At 49.4% G+C, this 18,986-nt stretch carries 16 protein-coding genes; 13 read left to right on the plus strand and 3 right to left on the minus strand.

From position 1 onward, the window contains the following. The first annotated feature begins 10 nt into the window (after nt 1–10). From LG323_RS01735 to LG323_RS01765, 7 genes are all read left to right on the plus strand, one after another. A complete protein-coding gene (locus LG323_RS01735) occupies nt 11–1,198 on the plus strand; it encodes a glycosyltransferase (protein ID WP_404418497.1) in 1,188 nt (395 codons plus the stop codon). A 29-nt stretch (nt 1,199–1,227) separates the two neighbouring features. Continuing rightward, on the plus strand, nt 1,228–2,352 hold the full coding sequence (locus LG323_RS01740; protein ID WP_404418499.1) for a glycosyltransferase family 4 protein: 1,125 nt from the start codon (nt 1,228–1,230) through the stop codon (nt 2,350–2,352). A 58-nt stretch (nt 2,353–2,410) separates the two neighbouring features. Next, complete coding sequence (locus LG323_RS01745; RefSeq protein ID WP_404418501.1) at nt 2,411–3,244, plus strand: lipopolysaccharide kinase InaA family protein; 834 nt, start codon at nt 2,411–2,413, stop codon at nt 3,242–3,244. Then, nucleotides 3,235–4,038, plus strand: a complete 804-nt coding sequence (locus tag LG323_RS01750) for a phosphatase PAP2 family protein (RefSeq protein WP_404418503.1) — start codon at nt 3,235–3,237, stop codon at nt 4,036–4,038. The genes LG323_RS01745 and LG323_RS01750 overlap by 10 nt, the downstream gene beginning before the upstream one ends. A gap of 33 nt (nt 4,039–4,071) precedes the next feature. Further along, nucleotides 4,072–6,993, plus strand: coding sequence for an insulinase family protein (locus tag LG323_RS01755; protein WP_404418504.1), 2,922 nt, complete (start codon nt 4,072–4,074; stop codon nt 6,991–6,993). 96 nt (nt 6,994–7,089) lie between these two features. Next, entirely contained in the window at nt 7,090–9,042 is a 1,953-nt protein-coding gene (locus LG323_RS01760; RefSeq protein ID WP_404418506.1) for an acyltransferase family protein, read from the plus strand. Between the two features lie 61 nt (nt 9,043–9,103). Then, the gene (locus tag LG323_RS01765; RefSeq protein WP_404418508.1) at nt 9,104–9,262 is read left to right on the plus strand and encodes a DUF2442 domain-containing protein; all 159 of its coding nucleotides are present in this window, start codon (nt 9,104–9,106) and stop codon (nt 9,260–9,262) included. Here LG323_RS01765 and LG323_RS01770 read toward each other — a convergent pair. Then, the gene (locus LG323_RS01770) at nt 9,259–10,269 is read right to left on the minus strand and encodes a GGDEF domain-containing protein (protein ID WP_404418510.1); all 1,011 of its coding nucleotides are present in this window, start codon (nt 10,267–10,269) and stop codon (nt 9,259–9,261) included. The genes LG323_RS01765 and LG323_RS01770 overlap by 4 nt on opposite strands. A 105-nt stretch (nt 10,270–10,374) precedes the next feature. Then, a complete protein-coding gene (locus LG323_RS01775; RefSeq protein WP_404418512.1) occupies nt 10,375–11,211 on the minus strand; it encodes a molybdate ABC transporter substrate-binding protein in 837 nt (278 codons plus the stop codon). A 122-nt stretch (nt 11,212–11,333) separates the two neighbouring features. On the opposite strand from LG323_RS01775, the gene LG323_RS01780 reads away from it, so the two are divergent. The 5 genes from LG323_RS01780 (at nt 11,334) to LG323_RS01800 (ending at nt 16,162) form a co-directional block, all read left to right on the plus strand. Next, nucleotides 11,334–13,751: a Lon protease family protein gene (locus tag LG323_RS01780; RefSeq protein WP_404418514.1), complete on the plus strand. Its 2,418-nt coding sequence runs from the start codon at nt 11,334–11,336 to the stop codon at nt 13,749–13,751. Nucleotides 13,752–14,075: 324 nt separating this feature from the next. Then, on the plus strand, nt 14,076–15,347 hold the full coding sequence (gene serS / locus LG323_RS01785) for a serine--tRNA ligase (protein WP_404418516.1): 1,272 nt from the start codon (nt 14,076–14,078) through the stop codon (nt 15,345–15,347). 2 nt (nt 15,348–15,349) lie between these two features. After that, nucleotides 15,350–15,592, plus strand: a complete 243-nt coding sequence (locus tag LG323_RS01790) for a DUF4160 domain-containing protein (protein WP_404418518.1) — start codon at nt 15,350–15,352, stop codon at nt 15,590–15,592. Continuing rightward, entirely contained in the window at nt 15,576–15,824 is a 249-nt protein-coding gene (locus LG323_RS01795; RefSeq protein WP_404418520.1) for a DUF2442 domain-containing protein, read from the plus strand. Before LG323_RS01790 ends, LG323_RS01795 begins: the two co-directional genes overlap by 17 nt. Before the next feature lie 29 nt (nt 15,825–15,853). Further along, nucleotides 15,854–16,162 carry a nucleotidyltransferase family protein gene (locus tag LG323_RS01800; RefSeq protein ID WP_404418522.1) on the plus strand — a complete coding sequence of 103 codons (309 nt, stop codon included), beginning with the start codon at nt 15,854–15,856 and terminating at the stop codon, nt 16,160–16,162. 43 nt (nt 16,163–16,205) lie between these two features. Here the strand turns inward: LG323_RS01800 and rarD are convergent, their stop codons facing one another. Next, on the minus strand, nt 16,206–17,087 hold the full coding sequence (gene rarD / locus LG323_RS01805) for an EamA family transporter RarD (protein ID WP_310696140.1): 882 nt from the start codon (nt 17,085–17,087) through the stop codon (nt 16,206–16,208). A gap of 106 nt (nt 17,088–17,193) precedes the next feature. Here rarD and LG323_RS01810 point away from each other — a divergent pair, with 106 nt between their 5' ends. Continuing rightward, a complete protein-coding gene (locus LG323_RS01810; RefSeq protein WP_404418524.1) occupies nt 17,194–18,957 on the plus strand; it encodes an ABC transporter transmembrane domain-containing protein in 1,764 nt (587 codons plus the stop codon). The last annotated feature ends 29 nt before the right edge of the window (nt 18,958–18,986 follow it).

Below are 18,986 nucleotides of genomic sequence, written 5' to 3' on the forward strand. Positions count from 1 at the left end.
GTCGATTGTTATGAATGTGCTTTATATTGCTTATGCTTTTCCTCCAGTAAACATTGTTGCTTCTCAGCGTGCTATGTTTCAGGCAAAATATATGGCTGAAGCGGGTGCCAAGGTAACAGTTATCAGCGCGGAGCAAACCCGTAAACGTGATGACTACGAGTTGCTTAAAATTCTTGAAGATGTTCCTAATTTAACCGTTCACCGGATTATGCCATGGGGACGAAGTGATATAAAAGGTAAACATGGCTTCAAGCCGTCAGCAAAAGGCTGGCTGTGGGTTTTACGTACTTATAAACTTGCAAAGAAACTACATAAAAATAATAACTTTGATATTCTTCTTAGCACTTATGGACCTAAGTATCCTCATTTAGCAGCTTATTTCACATCACAAGCAACCGGCTTGCCCTGGGTTGCAGAGTATCGTGACCCTTGGGTGGGCAATGAACATCAAAATCGAGATACATTTGTTAATCGTTTGATTGAAAAGAATATTATAAAAAAGTCATCAGCATTAGTTACTGTTTCTCAGGGGTTCGCATCCATTTTGAAATCTGTTCACGGTGAAATAATACCTATTTACATTGTATATAATGGCTATGATGAGGCTGATAAAAAGTTTGTTGATAGTTATGGTGCTGCTATAGATACCTTGCGGCTTATTATTGCTGGTACTGTGTATCCCATCCAGAAAAAAGGAGTAAATGAACTTCTGAAAGGAATGGTAAATAATAAAAATAAAGTGATCCTAGAATATTATGGACCTAGTGAAAAGCTTATTAGGGACATTATGACGGAATCAGGAGTAGATGCTCTTGTCAATTTTCATGGCATCGTATCCAAGACAGCTATTACGCGAGCAATTTCTTCGGCTGACATTGCCGTATTGCCAGCCTCATCAGGAAAAGGCCAACTGCCCGTCAAGTTCTATGATTATCTTTCAGTCAGAAAGCCTGTTCTTATGTTAGGTGGATCAGGGTCGGAAATTGAGAAAATCATGCTTGAGACTAATAGCGGGATGAATGCTGAAACTGCTGATGAAGTAGATGATTTTCTTTCTAATTTTGAAAATAAATCTTTAGAATTCAATTTTACCAACTCAGAATATTATACTAGAGCTTATCAGACAGATAAGCTGTTAGGTTATCTAAATAATGTTTTAAAATTACATCGAAATAGTACAAACAAAATTCATTGTTGACTACTTCTTGTCGTTTATAGGTGTTTTTCATGACCAAATCTAATGCAAAGGTGCTTTATTTATTTGACTCACTTGTTGACAATGGTGAAGCTTATACTATTTTAGGTCTTCAAGATTGTGGATACCAAGCTGTTGTTATTTGTGAGCCGAACACGCCGAATGTTTCTGTTTTAAAAGAAGCTGGAGTTGAAGTTGTTGAATTGAAAGTGCGTTCAAAGTTGGATGTACACGTTATCAAGTGCATTAAGAACCTTAAGAAAAAACATAACTTTGATTTGATTTACGCTTATCGTAAACGTGCGCTAAGTAACTATATTCTAGCAAGTATCGGTGATGAGAGCATCCCAATACTTGCTTATCGTGGCATTATTGGAAATTTAAGTTACTGGGACCCTTTCTCTTGGCTGACTTTTCTTAATCCCGCAATTAAAAATACTGTCTGTGTATGCAAAGCTATTCAAGATTATTACCTCAACAAAAAGTTTCTCCTTTTTTTCAATCTTTTCAATGAAGAAAATACTTGTACCATTTATAAAGGGCATGACCTTGAGTGGTATTCCTATAATAGTGACTCAATTAACAAACCCTTGCTAACTCATGCTGGTGTACCTGCTGGAAGCAAGGTGATTGGCTGTGTATCTCGCTTGAAATCTAGGAAAGGTATTAAGGAGCTTATACAAGCTATGCCTTTGATTCCTGAAAGCCTTAATGCGCATCTGGTTTTTATCGGTAAGCCTTATGATCAGAGCTTCCAGGAAGCCTATGAAGATTCTCCTTGTAAGGAGCGTATTCATTTTCTTGGTTTTCAAACCCAAGCACCTCAAATGGCTGGTGAATTTGACATAATTACTCTTGCATCACTTCGTCGTGAGGGCTTACCCCGAGCTATCATTGAAGGTATGGCTCAGCAGGTACCTGCCGTTGTTACTGACTCTGGTGGAAGTCCTGAGCTTATTCAAGAAGGTATAACTGGACTAATAGTTCCACCTGCGAATTCACGTGCTTTAGCAAATGCATTCACAGAGTTATTGGAAGATGATAAAAAGCGTCAGGAAATGGGCCGTGCAGCACAAATACATATAAAAAACAACTTTAATATAAAGCAAACTATTAAAAATTATTGCCAGCTTTTTGATGATGTTCTCGGGCAATAAGAAAAAGTATATATTATTTTTTTGCTCTCACTTGTTCAATTTATGAGGTTTCAGAATTTTGCAGATTCTTATCAATAAAAAATGCAACAAGTTGCCTGAATCCTTTATTAGAGCCCTTGAGTTGAGCCTGATCGGAACCGAAGATGCTGAAAAATACCTGACTAGTGTTGAGGGTCTTGAAGTTTCCAGACGTTTGGCTGGGATGCGCCGTGCAGGCCACAGAATCTATTTTGTACGCCTTGATGGTCAAGCTTTGGTGGTCAAGTTTTTTGCAGATTTTGGTGATTCACGTTTTGGCCGCCGTCTCGAGTTCCGGCTTAAAAATCTGGTATCTAATTTCGCTGTAAAAAGCTATCAAGGAGCTTTGCTACTGCATCAAGTGGGCATTCCTGCAATTGAGCCACTGGCTTGTATTACTCAGCCGTCGCTACTGAATCGCAAAGGGGTCTTTGTCTATCGCGAGGTGGATGCCAACTCTACGTTGGGGGAGTGGTTTGCAGCTCATAAGGATGATTCTCGGCGTGAAAGTGTGTTCATGGCGGTGGCTGATATCATTCGCCGTATGTATGCATCAGGTGTATATCAGCCTGACCTGGTAAAAAGTAATATTCTTTTTCGCAATGAGGCTGAAGGCTTCAGGCTGTTCTTGATTGATACCGATGATGTGAGGCGTTTGCCTGTTTGGCTGCCTAAAGTGGTTAAGAAATATATTTTTGCCTGGTCACTGCGCAGAATGCGGGTGCCTGATGAGTATTTTGAGATTTTTTTTTCGCGTTGTTTCGATCAGGACTTCTCAAATAATCTGGCTGCATGGATTCGGTTTGTGCAGAACAACAAGATAAACCCTATTAAAACTTTGAAGCGTTCGATGAGGAAAAAGAAATGCAAATGAGAATATTGCTAATACTGGCTCTGCTTGGGTTTATCTTGCCTGCCAAAGCTGAAGAGTCGCAATCTTCATCAGAAGCTGGCAATTACTTGGCTAACTTCTACCGCATACCGGCGGCGGCTGCCGGAGAAATTTTCACTCTGGAGTCTGATAAGCTGAAGCGTAATGCTCTGGCGTTGGGAGCCGTTGGTCTGGTGTATACCCAGGATGAACAAATTCGTGATTACTGGTTCGATAACGTCCAAAGCGATGGGCTGGACGAGTGGACCGAGGGTTTTTTGTACGATATAGGCTCTCCAACCGGAGCCTTGTGGGTGCATGGGGCTACTTCGATTTCCGCGTTGGTGTTGGATGACCAGTACCTGATGGATACCACTTTCCTGTCGCTGCAGTCGGTGTTGATCAGTCAGGCTTTTGCTGAAAGCTCCAAACGGATCACTGGCCGGGAGAGGCCCCGTGACTCCGGTGGTGATTCCAACCTCTGGGGTGAAGGGGGGATGGCTTTCTTTTCCGGGCATTCATCCGGTGCTTTTGCTTCCATGACGGTCTTTGCCGAGCGCTACAAACATCGCCCACTGGTGTACTGGGGTGCCTACGGCCTGGCAACGGCGACGGCTCTTAGCCGCATCAATGAAGATGCGCACTGGGCTTCGGATACCCTGGCCGGTAGTCTTGTGGGTTGGGGTTTGGGGCATCTGACTTTGCGTTACAGTCCTTTCGAGCGCAGCGAAAACACGACTTTGCTCCCTTTGGTGTCACCTGATGCCTGGGGTCTGGCTGTGTACCATTCGTTCTGATTTATTCTTTTTTCTATTGTTTTCAAGGTGTTTATGACTGCAATTTCCAAGCAGCATTCCAGTTTCCGTTTTCTTGGCACCCAGGCGGTGCCTTCTCTCAATCTGGAAGTTCAGGAGTTTGAACATATCCAGACGGGTGCCAGGCACTATCATCTGGCTGCAGATCAGGATGAAAAAGTGTTTCTGGTGGCGTTTCGCACCTTGCCGGAAGACTCCACCGGGGTGGCGCATATGCTGGAGCACACTGCCCTGTGTGGCAGCGAGAAGTACCCGGTGCGTGATCCTTTTTTCATGATGCTGCGCCGTTCCCTGAACACTTTTATGAATGCCCTGACCAGCAGTGACTGGACGGCTTACCCTTTTGCCACCTTGAATGAAAAGGATTTTGATAACCTTCTGAAGGTTTATGTGGATGCCGCTTTTTTCTCCAAGCTGGACCCTCTGGATTTTGCCCAGGAAGGCCACCGTGTGGAGTTTTCCGAACCGGATAACCCTGAATCTGACTTGGTTTACAAGGGTGTGGTTTACAATGAGATGAAGGGGGCCATGAGTTCCCCGGTTGCGACTTTATACCAGACGCTGACCAAACACCTGTTTCCCACCACAACCTATCATCACAATTCCGGGGGTGATCCGGATTGCATTCCTGATCTGACTTACAAGCAATTGGTGGATTTTTACAAGAGCCACTACCACCCGTCCAACGCCATTTTCATGACCTTTGGCAACCTGGATGTGGAGGAGCTGCAGGGTCAATTGCATGACCTGGCATTGCAGCACTTTGAAAAGGAAACCGAAATTTTTCAGGTGCCCGATGAAAAGCGTTATTTCGCACCTCTTCGTGTGGAAGAAGCCTATGCGCTGGATCAGGAAGACCTGAGTCAGCAGACCCATCATGTTCTGGGTTGGATGCTGCCACGCTCGATCAGGATTGATGACTTGCTGGATGCTCATCTGTTGACTCGGGTGCTTCTGGATAATTCCAGCTCACCTTTGCTGGCTGCTTTGGAGTCAACCGATCTGGGCACCGGGCCTTCACCCATGTGTGGCCTGGAGGATTCCAACCGTGAGATGAGTTTTCTTTGTGGCCTGGAAGGCAGTGAACCGGAAAAAGCAGCTGAGTTTGAACAACTGGTTCTGGACACTCTACAGAAGGTGGCCGATGAAGGCGTGGATCAGCGCAGTGTGGAAGCCCAGTTGCACCAGTTGGAGCTGAGTCAGCGTGAAATCACCGGTGACGGTATGCCTTTTGGTCTGCAGCTGATGCTGGGAGGTTTGTCAGCGGCTGTTCACCGGGGTGATCTGGCCGGCCTTTTGAATATTGATCCCGCTTTGGAGCGTTTGCGTGACAAGGTGAAAGATCCGGTTTTTATTCCCAATCTGATTCGCAGATGGCTGTTGGATAATCCGCATCGGGTGCGAGTGACTCTGCGCCCGGACAACCGGATGAACACGCTGCGCGAAGCGGCTGAAGCCGAACGCCTGACCGCCATCAAGGCTCAGTTGAGCGACGAAGAAAAGCAGGCCATTGTACAGCGTGCCAAGGATCTGGATGCCCGCCAGCAGCAGGTGGATGATGATGCTCTGTTGCCAAAGGTGACTCTTGAAGATGTGCCCCTGGATTTGCATCTGCCGGAATCCAAGGAACTGGCTGCTGGCTCCTTGTCGGCAACCTGGTTTTCAGCAGGCACCAATGGTCTGGTTTATGTGCAGGCCCTGCTGGATTTGCCCCAGTTGACGGAAGAAGAGCAGCAGCTCTTGCCCTTGTACACCCATTGTCTGACCGAGCTGGGCTGCGGTGAACGCGATTACCGTGAAAACCAGGCCTTGCAAAGTGAAATTACCGGTGGCTTCAGTGCCGGGGTTACGGTCAAGGCCGGTATTGAGGATATCCAGCAGGTGAAAGGCTATCTGGTGTTGTCCGGGAAGGCTTTGGCCGTCAATCAAAAGGCTTTGCAGGAGCTGATGGCTGAAACTCTGGAAAAGGCACGCTTTGATGAAGGGTCGCGAATTCGTGAACTAGTCGCCCAGCAGGCTTCGCGTCGTGTCCAATCCATTACTGGCAAAGGTCATGCCCTGGCCATGTTGGCTGCTTCTTCCCGTTTCAGTCCTGCCGGTTATTTTGCCCAGTTGACGCGAGGCTTGACCGGAATTCAGGCTAGCAAGGAGCTGGATAAGTGTCTTCAAGATGAAGCTGCACTGGATGAGCTGATGTCCAGACTGCAAGCCTTGCATCACAAGATGCAGACAACCCCCAGGCGTTTTTTGCTGGTTGCCGAAGAAGACGACCAGCAACAGTTGGTGAACTCGCTTGAGCAGACCTGGTCCCGCCTGCCTGCTTCCGGGGATTTTGCAGCCTTTCAGTTGCCGACCCTGCGGGAACCCGTCAAGCAGGCCTGGCTGACCTCAACCCAGGTCAATTTCTGTGCTCTGGCGTTTCCCAGCGTCGCTTCCAGCCATCCCGATGCAGCAGCCCTGACCCTTCTGGGCGACTATCTGCGTAATGGTTATCTGCATCGTGCCATTCGTGAGCAGGGCGGGGCCTATGGTGCTGGTGCGGCTCAGGATAATGCTGAAGGGGTGTTCCGTTTCTTTTCCTACCGTGATCCGCGCCTGGAAGAAACCCTGGCTGATTTCACTGCTTCTGTGGACTGGTTGCTGGCTGAGCAGGCTGATCCGCAACAACTGGAAGAAGCCATACTGGGGGTGGTATCCAGTATCGACAAGCCGGGTTCACCGGCAGGCGATGCCCGTCAGGCCTACCACTCCAGCCTCTTTGGGCGTACTCCGGAGCAGCGCAAAGCTTACCGGAAGCAGGTCTTGCAGGTCACTTTTGAGGACTTGCAGCGGGTTGCCAAAACCTACCTGCAGCCGGAAAAAGCCAGCTATGCCGTGGTGACCAACAGCAAAACGGCAGAAAACCTGGATGCCAGCTGGGAAAGACTGGAAGTTTAAGGCAGCTATGTTTGCTTGTAAGCTTTTGAAGCGTTGGTTTCTGAAAATTCAGATTAACTATATGGCCACCTGTTGAATCAGTTGAAGGTTCTTTTTATGCAATATAGACGTGAGATTGACGGCCTTAGGGCAATTGCAGTATTGCCGGTTATTTTTTTTCATGCCGGCTTTCCTTTTTTTACAGGTGGCTATGTTGGTGTTGATGTTTTTTTTGTTATAAGTGGATATCTTATTACCACTATCCTGCTTCAGGAAATGGATAGCGATAAATTTACATTTTCAAATTTTTATGAGAGGCGAGCAAGAAGGATTTTACCAGCTCTTTTCTTTGTGATTATTTGCACTTTTCCTTTTGCTTGGTACTGGATGTTGCCATATCAATTTGAAAATTATTCAAAGTCTTTAATTGCTATCGTTTTCTTTTCATCCAATATTCTTTTTTTTAAACAGGCAGACTATTTTGCTCCAGCTGCTGAGAATAATCCAATGTTGCATACATGGAGTTTGGGTGTAGAAGAGCAATTTTATATATTTTTTCCATTATTGATGGTATGGCTTTGGCCTAAAGGCAAAAGCTATTTTGTCAGGGTTGTTATAGCTATTGTTGTGTTTAGTTTTTTTCTAACCGAGTTTGGCTGGCGTAACCACCCAGAAGCAAATTTCTTTCTTCTCTTGACTCGTGCTTGGGAGCTGGGAGTTGGGGTTATCTGTGCCTTGTATCTTTATTACAGGGAGAAGCGTGAAAGTCTGCTTTTATCTTTAATCGGTTTTTTAGCTATTCTTTACAGTGTTTTATTTTTCCACGAAAATACTCCAACTCCTTCGTATTATACATTGATTCCCGTTGTGGGAACGGCTTTTTTAATTTTGTTCTGTGATCAAGAGAGTCTAGTTGGCAAAATTCTAAGTTGGAGGCCACTTGTAGCCATTGGCTTGATAAGTTTTAGTGCTTATTTGTGGCACCAGCCAATTTTTGCCTTTTCTCGCATCGGTCCATTCGAGTCACTTTCATTGCTGCAAATGTTTTTTCTTGTTGTTTTGTCTTTGCTTCTGGCTTTTATAACTTGGAAGTATGTTGAGATTCCTTTTAGAAAAAAGGGTAAAATTTTTCAGGTATCTAGATCTCGTTTCGTATACTTGTCGGTTGGCGTGGCAGTTTTATTTATAATTGTTGGTGGATGGGGTGTGATGACGGAGGGTCTCAAGCAACAGTGGGTTGCACGAAATCCTCACCAGACTCAGATTTATGAGATAATTGATAGTGCCAAATCAAACAGGGCCAATTTAAATGAGTGTCATTTAAGGACCTTATCATTTGATCAAGGCTTCTTAGATAAGATGAAAGCTTGCTATGAAGAGTATGGTGCAGCTGATTTTATTATTGGAGATAGTCATGGTATTGATCTTTTTAATGGGTATGCAATAAATAATCCTGATGAATTCATAATTGGTTCAGTGAAAGGTGGTTGTCGAATCGATAATCCTGAACCGCATTGTCAGTATGAGCATGCAAAAGAATTTGTCAAGGAGAATGTAGATTATATAAATAATATTATTTTTCATCAATCTGGATTTCGTTTGCTTGAAAAATATGACGGTTATAGAACACAGTTAGGCCGAGATATGTTCGAAGAGTTTGATTTGGTTGAGCCAATGAACCCTGATTGGTTTCATGTTCAAGATGGAGCTGTTGAATCTATAGTAAACTATTTGGAGGATCTTGCTCAGTATCGAAGTGTTTACTGGCTGGGTCCAAGAGTTGAACCGCAAATCAGTGATTCATATATCTTGGAGCATGGTTGTGATTATGAATACCAACTAAGGCCTGGGCAACGTAAGATTTATTCAAATCTTAGTGACTATATTTCTGGGAAGCTTTATTCATCAAGTGTAGTGTATGTTAACTTGCAAAAGTTTGTTGATTTAAATATGAAGAATGACTTTATAAGCTGTCAGGGCTGGCTATGGACGGATACTGATCACTGGAGCACTTATGGCGAGAAAGAGTTTGTTCGAAGACTGCTTGACCAAACCACTATTTTTAAATAAAAATATATTTTAGATCTGAGTTAAAAATTCTTGCTGAGCATCGTCGGTAATTTCCACGCCCATGAGCTGGTATCCAGAGCTGGAAAAAGCGACACAATCCCAGCTTCGCACTTGGCGTTTGATTTGTGATGGTACGGGCCTTGAGTGGGAAGCCCTGGACTATCACCTGAGCATTGAAGCCATGTTGGTTGTCCAGCCACGTGAACACCAGGCAGCTTAATGGCTGTTTGCCACTCTATAGCTGTCTCTGCCTTCGGTTTTGGCCTGATAAAGCACTTCATCAGCCTGATGCAGCCACAGTGACCAGTCCGTATATTCACTGTGGGCTGTGGCGATTCCCGCGCTAGCGGTCACTTGCAGCCCGTGGCTGAACTCGCTGGCGCGGATTTTAGTCAGTAACCGTTCGGTTGCCTTGATGGCTTCTGTTTCTTCGCAGTTGTGAAAGAACACTAGAAACTCCTCCCCACCCAGTCTGAAAAGCTGGTCTTGAGGCCGCAGGCAGCTTTTAACCGTTTGAGCAAAACCCACCAGAACCTCATCCCCGGCATGATGGCCATGACGGTCATTGACCTCCTTGAAGTGATCCAGGTCCAGAAGCAGCAGACTGTAAGGCGTCGAGTTTTTTTTGTGCTCTTCCAGTGCCCTGCTAAGCAGGCTTTCCAGCTGGCTGCGGTTGAGGCAGCCAGTGAGGGGATCGCAGGTGGCCAGTTTGACCAGGTTTTTGTGCAGCTGCAGTACTACGGTTGCAAAGTAGCTGACCAGCAGGGTGCTGATGGCCAGGGCAAGAATTACCCGCAGGGCTTCATCGGGTGGAAGCCGCAGAAAAATCAAGGGAATAAAAAGCAGGATGAAGGTGAGAGCTGCTTTTTTGGAGGTATCTGGCCTGAGCAGGAAAAAATAGGTGGCGATGACGGGAAAAGCCCAATAAACCCCCTGGTGGGCATTCAGCCAAGTGGAGTAGAGTACACTGCTGCTGGCAAAGAGCACAAAACCCCAAGCCTGGTGGTCTTGTAAAGGCCGGTTTTGTCCCCGGGAAAGGCTGTAAATCAGGAAACCAGTGAAAGCCACCAGGATCAGGGTTAGCAAAAAGCTGCCTTGCCAGACTTGCAAGGCGATCAAGGGCAGAAGCACCAACAGAGTCCAGAGCTGAACCCGGTAGGTCAACTGGTTGCGAAACAGAAACAGAGTTTCTTTGGGATTGTGGGCTGTTTGTTCTTGTAGGTGCATATTTTTGCCTGTATTAAGCTGCTTATTGCAACTTTAGGCTATACACCTAATTTAAACAAGTGTTTGTATTGTTGCTTTTAAATACAAGGCGTAATCGTAGGGTTTCTAGTCAAAACCGGCGTCTTCCAGTATTTTTTGGGCTGAGTCGCTGAACAGGTATTCCCAGAAATTCATCACCCGGTCACGATCGGCCCCCTCACGCATCAGGGTGGCCGAATGGGTAATGGAACCATGATGATCGGCAGGCATTTTCAGCACTTCGCGGCGTCTTTGAATGCCCGCCTGGACAATACGGTGGTATTCAATAAAGGCTGCTGGAATCTCCCGGTCATTGACTTGTTCGTAGAGGCTTTGGCCCAGAGGCACCGGCTCCAGGCGCGAGCGGTAGTCTTCCAGCAGCTCATGGCGCTCCAGAATTTCCTTGCCGGCCCGGTGATAAGGTGAGGATTCATGGTGCAAGCCGATTTTATCATCTCTCAGAGAAAGTACATTGATGCTCCTGACAGTCTCCAGTGGTGCCCAGAGGGCCACTCGGCCTAAAGCCAGTACACGGGTTTCCACCGCTCGACCCTGCTCGACCATTTCCATTCCTTCGGCAATTTCGGCATCCAAGAGCAGGTCAAAAGTGTAGTTGTCTTCAATCAGATCCAGCAGATCGTTCTGGCTGCCCTGATGGATCCGAAAGCGGGAATCCGGGTTCTGGGCCTGGTATTCATCCAACAGTTTATCGGCAACCTCGGTCAGGGTGGGATGAATCATCAGGCGGACCAGGTTGGGATCTTCTTCGCGCTCATCACGATTGCGGTTTTCAGGTACAAATCCCTGAAAGTTGGGTTGGCTCATGGGCAGTTCGGACTGACTCATGGGGCCAGCCAGGGCCAGGCTTACCGTGCTGGCAAGAAGGAAAAACGGCCAGAGGGTTTTCAGGAGTGTTTTTATCATCGCTTCACAGGTCATAGTGGATTGATTGCTGTGCAAATCTTACCTGCTGTAAAAGCGTTTGCCTATCGCTCTTTTGGTGTCAGGCTGTTAACCTTTATGGTTTTGGATTGCCAAGGACATCAATGAGAACCCCCAAACCTCTGCCGCTCAGTAAGCTCTATAAAGCCTGTCGTTCGAAGGATTTTGATTTTGAGGACACGCGCCAGATACCGCCCCTGGACACTTTCATTGGTCAGCAGCGTGCTGAAGAAGCCTTGCAGTTCGCAACGGCCGTCAATCGCAAGGGTTACAACCTTTTTGCGGTCGGTCATGCGGGGCTGGGTAAACGCACCATGCTCAGGCGTTTTCTGGAAAAACGCGCAGAACAGATGGAGGCACCTTCCGACTGGCTGTATCTGCATGATTTTGCCAATGCCCGCAAGCCTTGGGCACTGCGTCTGCCCTGTGGTCTGGGGAAGGTGTTCAAGGAAGATCTGCAAGCCTTGTTGCTGGATCTCAAACAGGCGATACCGGCGGCCTTTGATAACGAAGGTTTTTTCGAGCGCGCGGAAAAAATCAAGGACCACTTTGCCGATCAGCAGAGTACAGCCCTCAAGGGGTTGGCTGAAGAGGGTGCTGAACAGGGTTTGAAGCTGATTCTACAAACTCCCGGGGGCTATTCTTTTGTCCCGGCTGACAAGGAAGACCAGCCCATGGATGCCGGGGAGTTTGCGCAACTGGAAGAAGACACTCGTAAGGACTTCCGGGAAAAAATTGAAGAGATGGAGAAAAAGCTGCGTCTGGCCTTGCGCGAGCTGGCGCAACTGGAAAAGCAAAGCCGCCAGGAGCAGCTGAAACTCAATGAAGAAGTCACGGATGATGCCATCCAGGAAGGGCTGCAGGCAATCAAGACCAAATTTGCTGACTATCCTCGCCTCCAGGAATATCTGGATGCTCTTTATCGGGATATTCAGGATAATGTCACTATTTTCCTGGAAGATGAGGATGAAGAAGGCGAGGCGATTGCCAGTGTTTCCCCGGATAAACGGATTCCCACCCGTTACCAGGTCAATCTGTTGGTGAGTCATGTCGATCGTGAGCACGCGCCGGTGATTGAAGAATCCATGCCGACCCACAACAATCTGGTGGGCCATGTGGAGAATGTGACTTTCCAGGGCACTGTGGCCACGGACTTTTCACTGATCCGCCCCGGTGCTTTGCACCGGGCCAATGGTGGTTTTTTGATTCTGGATGCTGAACGTCTTCTCAGCCAACCCTATGCCTGGGAAGGTTTGAAGCTGGCCCTGCGAACCGGAACCCTGAGAATAGACACCCTGGAGCGCCAGTTATCGGTTTCCGGCAGTGTCAGCCTGGAACCGGACCCGATTCCCCTGAATTGCACTGTCGCCCTGATGGGGGATTATGAACTTCTGCATGCCCTGCAGGATCAGGATCCCGAGTTTGTGGAGCTGTTCAAGGTGGTGGCGGAATTTGAAACAGAAATGCCGCGCACTTCACCGAACCAGAAGCTTTATGCCCGCCTGATTGCCAGCATGGCAGCAAAGGAAGCCTTGTTGCCATTTTCCTCTTCTGCGGTCATGCGAGTGGTGGAAGAAGCGGCCCGCATGGCGGATCACCAGAACAAGTTGTCCTTGAATGCGGCTGATTTAAACCATCTGTTGCGCGAAGCCGATTATCTGGCCACTCGCGAACTGCTTCCCCGCGTGGAAGCTGAGCATATCCGTGAAGCCTTGGCTTCCCGGCGGCGTCGGGCAGGTCGCTACCCCGAGCATGTGCTGGAGTCCATCAAGGAAGATTTCATCATGATCTCCACCCAGGGCGATAAAATCGGCCAGGTCAATGGCCTGACCGTGGTAGGTAGCCATGACTTCCTGCATGGTCAGCCTTCGCGGATCACCGCACGCGTGCACTACGGCCATGGCGAAGTGCTGGATATCGAACGCAGTGTGCATATGGGCGGTTCCATGCACTCCAAGGGGGTGATGATCCTCACTGGCTACCTCTGCGGCCTGTTTGGTGCCGAAGACAGCCTGCCGTTGGATGCCAGTATTGTCTTTGAGCAATCCTACGGCGGGGTGGATGGTGATTCCGCTTCCCTGGGTGAGTTGATCTGTCTTTTCTCGGCGATGGCGGAAGTTCCCGTCGCCCAGAACCTGGCCGTGACCGGCTCCATCAACCAGTTGGGTGAAGTCCAGCCGATTGGCGGTGTGAATGAAAAGATCGAAGGCTTTTTTGAAGTCTGCAAAGCACGGGGCCTGACCGGTGATCAGGGGGTGATTATCCCCAAACAGAACACCGCCCAACTGATGTTGCGTGAAGAAGTGCGTGAAGCCGTGGAGGCTGAGGAATTCCACATCTGGTCTGTGAGCCAGGTGGAAGAGGCCATACAACTCATGCTGGGTATCCCGGCTGGCAAATTGAGCACAACCGGAAAATGGCCGAAAAACACTCTTTATGGGAAAATAGCGGCACGACTGGATCGCCTGCGAGAAAAAGATTCGGATAGCAAGGAATCTGAAAAGGCAGGTTCCAGCTCATAGCCCGGCTCACTTTAGCAAGACAGAAAGGCTGAGTGATTCACTGTAGAGCAAGGTACGTATTTGTCAGGACGCGTGAATACATCCCTGTAAGCTCTGGCTGCAACCTCCTGTTGCAGACAGCCTGACCAAACAGTACCTTGCTGCTACTTCCCGGGTAGCCCACACAAAGTGCACCCGTATTGGAAGCTCACGGCAAGGTTGGCTGCGTCAGCGAGTCAGGACGACGAGCGCGGGTGTCCATTCAGGATAGAATGGCCACCCGATAAGCAGGCTGCCTTGCTGAAGTGAGCGGTTAAGACCAAAAAATTTCAAACAGGATTGACCATGTTAGACCCCAAATTACTGAGAACTGAACTGGATCAGGTTGCCGAGCGTCTGGCAAGCCGTGGTTTTGAGCTGGATAAAGCCGCGTTCACGGCTTTGGAAGAAAAGCGCAAAGACCTGCAGGTGAAGACCGAGCAGCTGCAGGCCGAGCGCAATGCCCGCTCCAAGAATATCGGCAAGGCCAAGGCTGCCGGTGAAGATATCCAGCCGCTGCTGGATGAAGTGGCTGATCTGGGCGGTCAACTGGATGCTGCCAAGTCTGAGCTAACTCAGTTGCAGGAAGAATACCAGGCTCTGCTGGCGACCCTGCCCAACCTGCCCCATGAGTCGGTTCCTGTGGGCAAGGATGAGGAAGATAATGTTGAAATCCGCCGCTGGGGCGAGGCTCGTCCTTTTGATTTTGAGATCAGGGATCATGTGGATCTGGGTGAGGTTTCCGGGCAACTGGATTTTGAAACGGCTGCCAAGCTTACGGGTTCGCGTTTCAACCTGATGCGTGGTGGCATTGCCCGTCTGCATCGGGCGCTGGCGCAGTTCATGCTCAACACCCAAGTGGATGAGCACGGCTATGAAGAGTGTAACGTGCCGCTGATCGTCAACGATGACAGCCTCTATGGCACTGGCCAGCTGCCCAAGTTTGCCGAAGACCTCTTCAAACTGCATGCGGATCATGAGTATTACCTGATTCCCACAGCCGAAGTGCCCCTGACCAATATTCTGCGCGATCAGATTGCCAAGGCCGATGAATTGCCGATTCGTCTGACGGCTCTGAGTGCCTGCTTCCGTTCTGAAGCCGGTGCCTATGGCAAGGACACCCGCGGGATGATCCGTCAGCACCAGTTTGAAAAAGTGGAAATGGTGCAGTTGGTTCATCCGGAAAAATCCTATGAAGCCCTGGAAGAAATGACCGGTCATGCTGAAGCCATTCTGCAGAAACTGGAATTGCCTTATCGTGTTTTGAGCCTGTGTAGCGGTGATATGGGCTTTGGTGCGGCCAAGACTTACGACCTGGAGGTCTGGATTCCCAGCCAGAGCACCTATCGGGAGATTTCTTCGGTGTCCAACTGTGAAGACTTCCAGGCCCGGCGTATGCAGGCCCGTTTCCGCAGCCCGGATGCCAAGAAACCCGAACTGTTGCACACCCTGAATGGCTCCGGCCTGGCTGTAGGTCGTTGCCTGGTCGCGGTGATGGAAAACTACCAGCAGGAAGATGGTCGTATTAAAGTACCGAAAGTGCTCAAGCCCTATATGGGTGGTGTTGAGTTTATTTGATTATGCCTGTTGTTTTACGCGTGGATGGGTTGAAGTTTTTCTTCTACTCTAATGAAGGCAATCCATTGGAGCCTGTTCACGTGCATGTTCGTCGGGCTGGTTGTGAAGCAAAGATATGGCTTCAGCCTGAAATTCAGATTGCTCGTAATGAAGGTTTTGATGCTAAAGCTTTGAAAAAGATTCTTGAACTGGTGCAACAGCATCAGGAAGCATTGAAGGAAGCATGGTATGAGTATTTCGCCTAAAACAGTTAGGTTTGATGATAACAGCTTCTGGGTAGAACTGAGTGATGGACGTATGCTGGGTATTCCACTGGCCTGGTTTCCTCGGCTTTTAGCAGCGACTCCAGAAGAGCGTGAGGCTTTTGAATTATCGCCTCAAGGTATTCATTGGGATGCCTTGGATGAAGATATTTCTGTTGAGGGACTGCTGGCCGGTAGGGGTGATGTCACTCATCGGCCCGATAAGGTTGCTTGATTGGTACCTTAACTGGATGGTTAAAGACCATGTTGAATCTTGATGTAAAAAAGAAGCCGTTGCTGGAGCTATGTCAAAAGCACCGGGTCAGACGCCTGGTTCTCTTTGGATCTGCTTTGACGGGCGATTTTGATCCTGAAACCAGTGATGTCGATCTGTTGGTTGAGTTCGAAGACTTTGACCAGCCAGCAGATTATGCGCAGAACTACTTTGACTTCCTGGCTGCTCTGGAGCTGCTGATGGGACGACGGGTTGATCTGCTGACTCTGGGTTCACTTAAAAATCCTTATCTGAAAGCCAGCATTGAAGCAAACCAGGAACTGCTCTATGCAGCCTGATGCCAAAAAGTATCTATATGATATTGTTGAAATAACTGGCAAGCTACTGATGGCTTGATGCCAGTTGTTTTCTCGCCCGCCAGATCCCCCACATGAATAACACCATGGCAATCCAGATGAGGATAAAGGTGACCAGTCTCTGGGGTGGGTAGCTTTCACCGAGTATCCAGACGGCGGTGATGAATTGCATGATGGGATTGATGTACATGATGAAGCCGACGATGGAGAGGTCGAGTCGGCGGGTTGCGGCGGCAAACAGCAGTAGCGGAGAAGCCGTCATCAGGCCGGAAGCCACCAGCAGCCAGGAAAGCTTCAGGTCATGGCTGAAAGCCACAGGGTGGTCGGCTATCTGCATCCAGACCAGCCAGCCCAGGGCAAAGGGCAGCATCCAGAGGGTTTCCACGGTCAGGCCATGAATGGAATCCACCGGCTGGCGCTTGCGGACCAGGCCATAAAAGCCCACGGTCAGAGCGAGGAAGAGTGGAATCCAGGGCAGTTTGCCCAGGCTGACCAGCTCCCAGATGATCGCCAACGCAGCGATCAAGCCCGCGGTCAGTTGCAGGGGATGCTGCTTTTCCTTGAGAAGTATCCAGCCCATCAGCAGGCTGACCAGGGGTGAAATAAAATACCCCAGGCTGGCTTCCAGTACCCGGTGCTGACCTACTGCCCAGATAAATACCAGCCAGTTGGAACTGATCAGAAGCCCGGACAAGGCTAGCCAGGCCAGGGCTCGCGGTTGGCTCAGCAGTTCTCTAAAGCGTCGGGCCTGACCCCATAACAGAATGATCCCCAGAGTAAAAACCAGCGCCCAGATAACCCGGTGAGCCAGAATTTCCGAGGGGAGAACAGCATTCAACTGGTGAAAAAACAGAGGGAAGAATCCCCAGATCATGTAGGCAGCAATCGCCAGGGCCAGACCTTGCATGTTTCAGGCTCCCAAAAAGAAAGCAGTTTAGCAGCTTCCCGCCTTGAGGTTTGTGGTATTTTAGACTGGTCAGTTCAATTCACACTTCGTTTTTACAGGATGCTGCATGTCTGCTCAAGCCCGTCCTAACCCGCGTATTCTGCTGCGCTTATTGGCCTTTCTGAAACCCTATAAACTTCGCCTGCTGCTGGCAGCCATTGCTCTGGTGGTGGCAGCCAGTGGTGTGCTTCTGCTGGGGCAGGGGCTGCGTCTGGTGGTGGACAAGGGCTTTGCATCCGGTGATTCCCAATGGTTGAACTGGGCACTGGTAGGCACTCTGGGGGTGGTTGCGGTGATGTCCCTGGCCTCGGCCTGCCGTTTTTATCTGGTCAGTTGGATCGGGGAACGATTAGCGGCTGATTTACGCTTGCAGGTGTTCCGGCATCTGCTGACGCTGGAGCCGGAATACTTCCACCGTAATGGTGCCGGTGAAATTCAAAGCCGCCTGACGGCGGATACCAGCGTGCTGCAAAGTCTTTTTGGCTCCTCCCTGTCCATGGCTTTGCGTAATCTGCTTACTTTGATCGGGGCCGTGATTCTGTTGTTGGTGACCAGCCCCTGGTTGACCTTGATGGTCCTGCTGGGCATTCCCCTGACGGTGGTGCCAGTGATCTGGTTTGGACGTCGCGTGCGCAAGCTGTCGCGTTCCAGTCAGGATCAGGTGGCTGAACTGGGCAGCTATGCCGGAGAAGCGCTGCAGGGGATAGAAACCCTGCAGGCTTTTAACCATGAGACCGAAGATCAGAAACACTACGGCCAGCGGGTGGAAGAGGCCTTCAGTGTCGCCCGCTCACGGGTGTTTCAGCGCTCCCTGCTTACCGGGTTTGCCATGCTGGTGGTTTTTACTGCGGTGGGCATTATTCTCTGGCAGGGCGGGCAGGATGTTCTCGCCGGTCGTATGTCGCCGGGCCAACTGACCGCGTTTGTTTTTTATGCCCTGATTGCAGCTGGAGCCGTAGCAACTCTGGCAGAAGTGGCCGGTGAGGTTCAGCGAGCTTCGGGAGCGGCAGAGCGCTTATTGGAACTGCTGGGTGCCCAACCCAAAATAGCCGCACCGGAAAAGCCTCTGACCTGGCCCTCTGCTGTGCGGGGTGAGGTGGCTTTTGAGCAGGTGACCTTCGCTTACCCTTCCCGTCCTGAACAACCAGCCATTGAGAGCTTTTGTGCCGAGATACGTCCGGGGGAAAGAGTGGCTCTGGTGGGGCCTTCCGGGGCGGGTAAAAGCAGCGTATTGAAGCTTTTGCTGAGGTTTTATGACCCGAATGCCGGTCGGCTTTGTCTGGATGGGATTAACCTGAAGGACCTTTCTCCTGCTGCGGTGCGCTCCACGATGGCTCTGGTGGCCCAGGAGCCGGTGCTCTTTACGGGTACTGCGGAGGACAATATCCGTTATGGACGTCCCGAAGCAACAGATGAAGAGGTGCAGCAGGCTGCCCAGGAAGCGCAGGCACTGGGCTTTATTCAGGCTTTGCCTGAAGGTATGCAAACCTGGCTGGGACCCGGTGGGGTGCAGTTGTCCGGTGGTCAGCGTCAACGCCTGGCGATTGCCCGTGCACTCTTGTGTGATCCCCGTGTTCTTCTGCTGGACGAAGCCACCAGTGCCTTGGATGCAGCCAGTGAAAACCTGGTGCAGCAGGCTTTGGATCGCTTGATGGAGGGGCGTACTTCTCTGGTGATCGCCCACCGCTTGGCGACCGTAATTGCTGCAGATCGTATTCTGGTGATGGATCAGGGAAGACTGGTTGCTGAAGGAACGCATCAGGAATTGCTGAAAACATCCGAACTCTACCGACACCTGGCCGAGTTGCAGCTGCAGAAGGGAAAGGAATGACAGAGTTGATCCCGGCATCCCTGCCGGGT

The organism is Marinospirillum sp. (genome assembly GCF_044810985.1).
In the GTDB taxonomy this organism is placed as follows: Bacteria; Pseudomonadota; Gammaproteobacteria; order Pseudomonadales; family Halomonadaceae; genus Marinospirillum.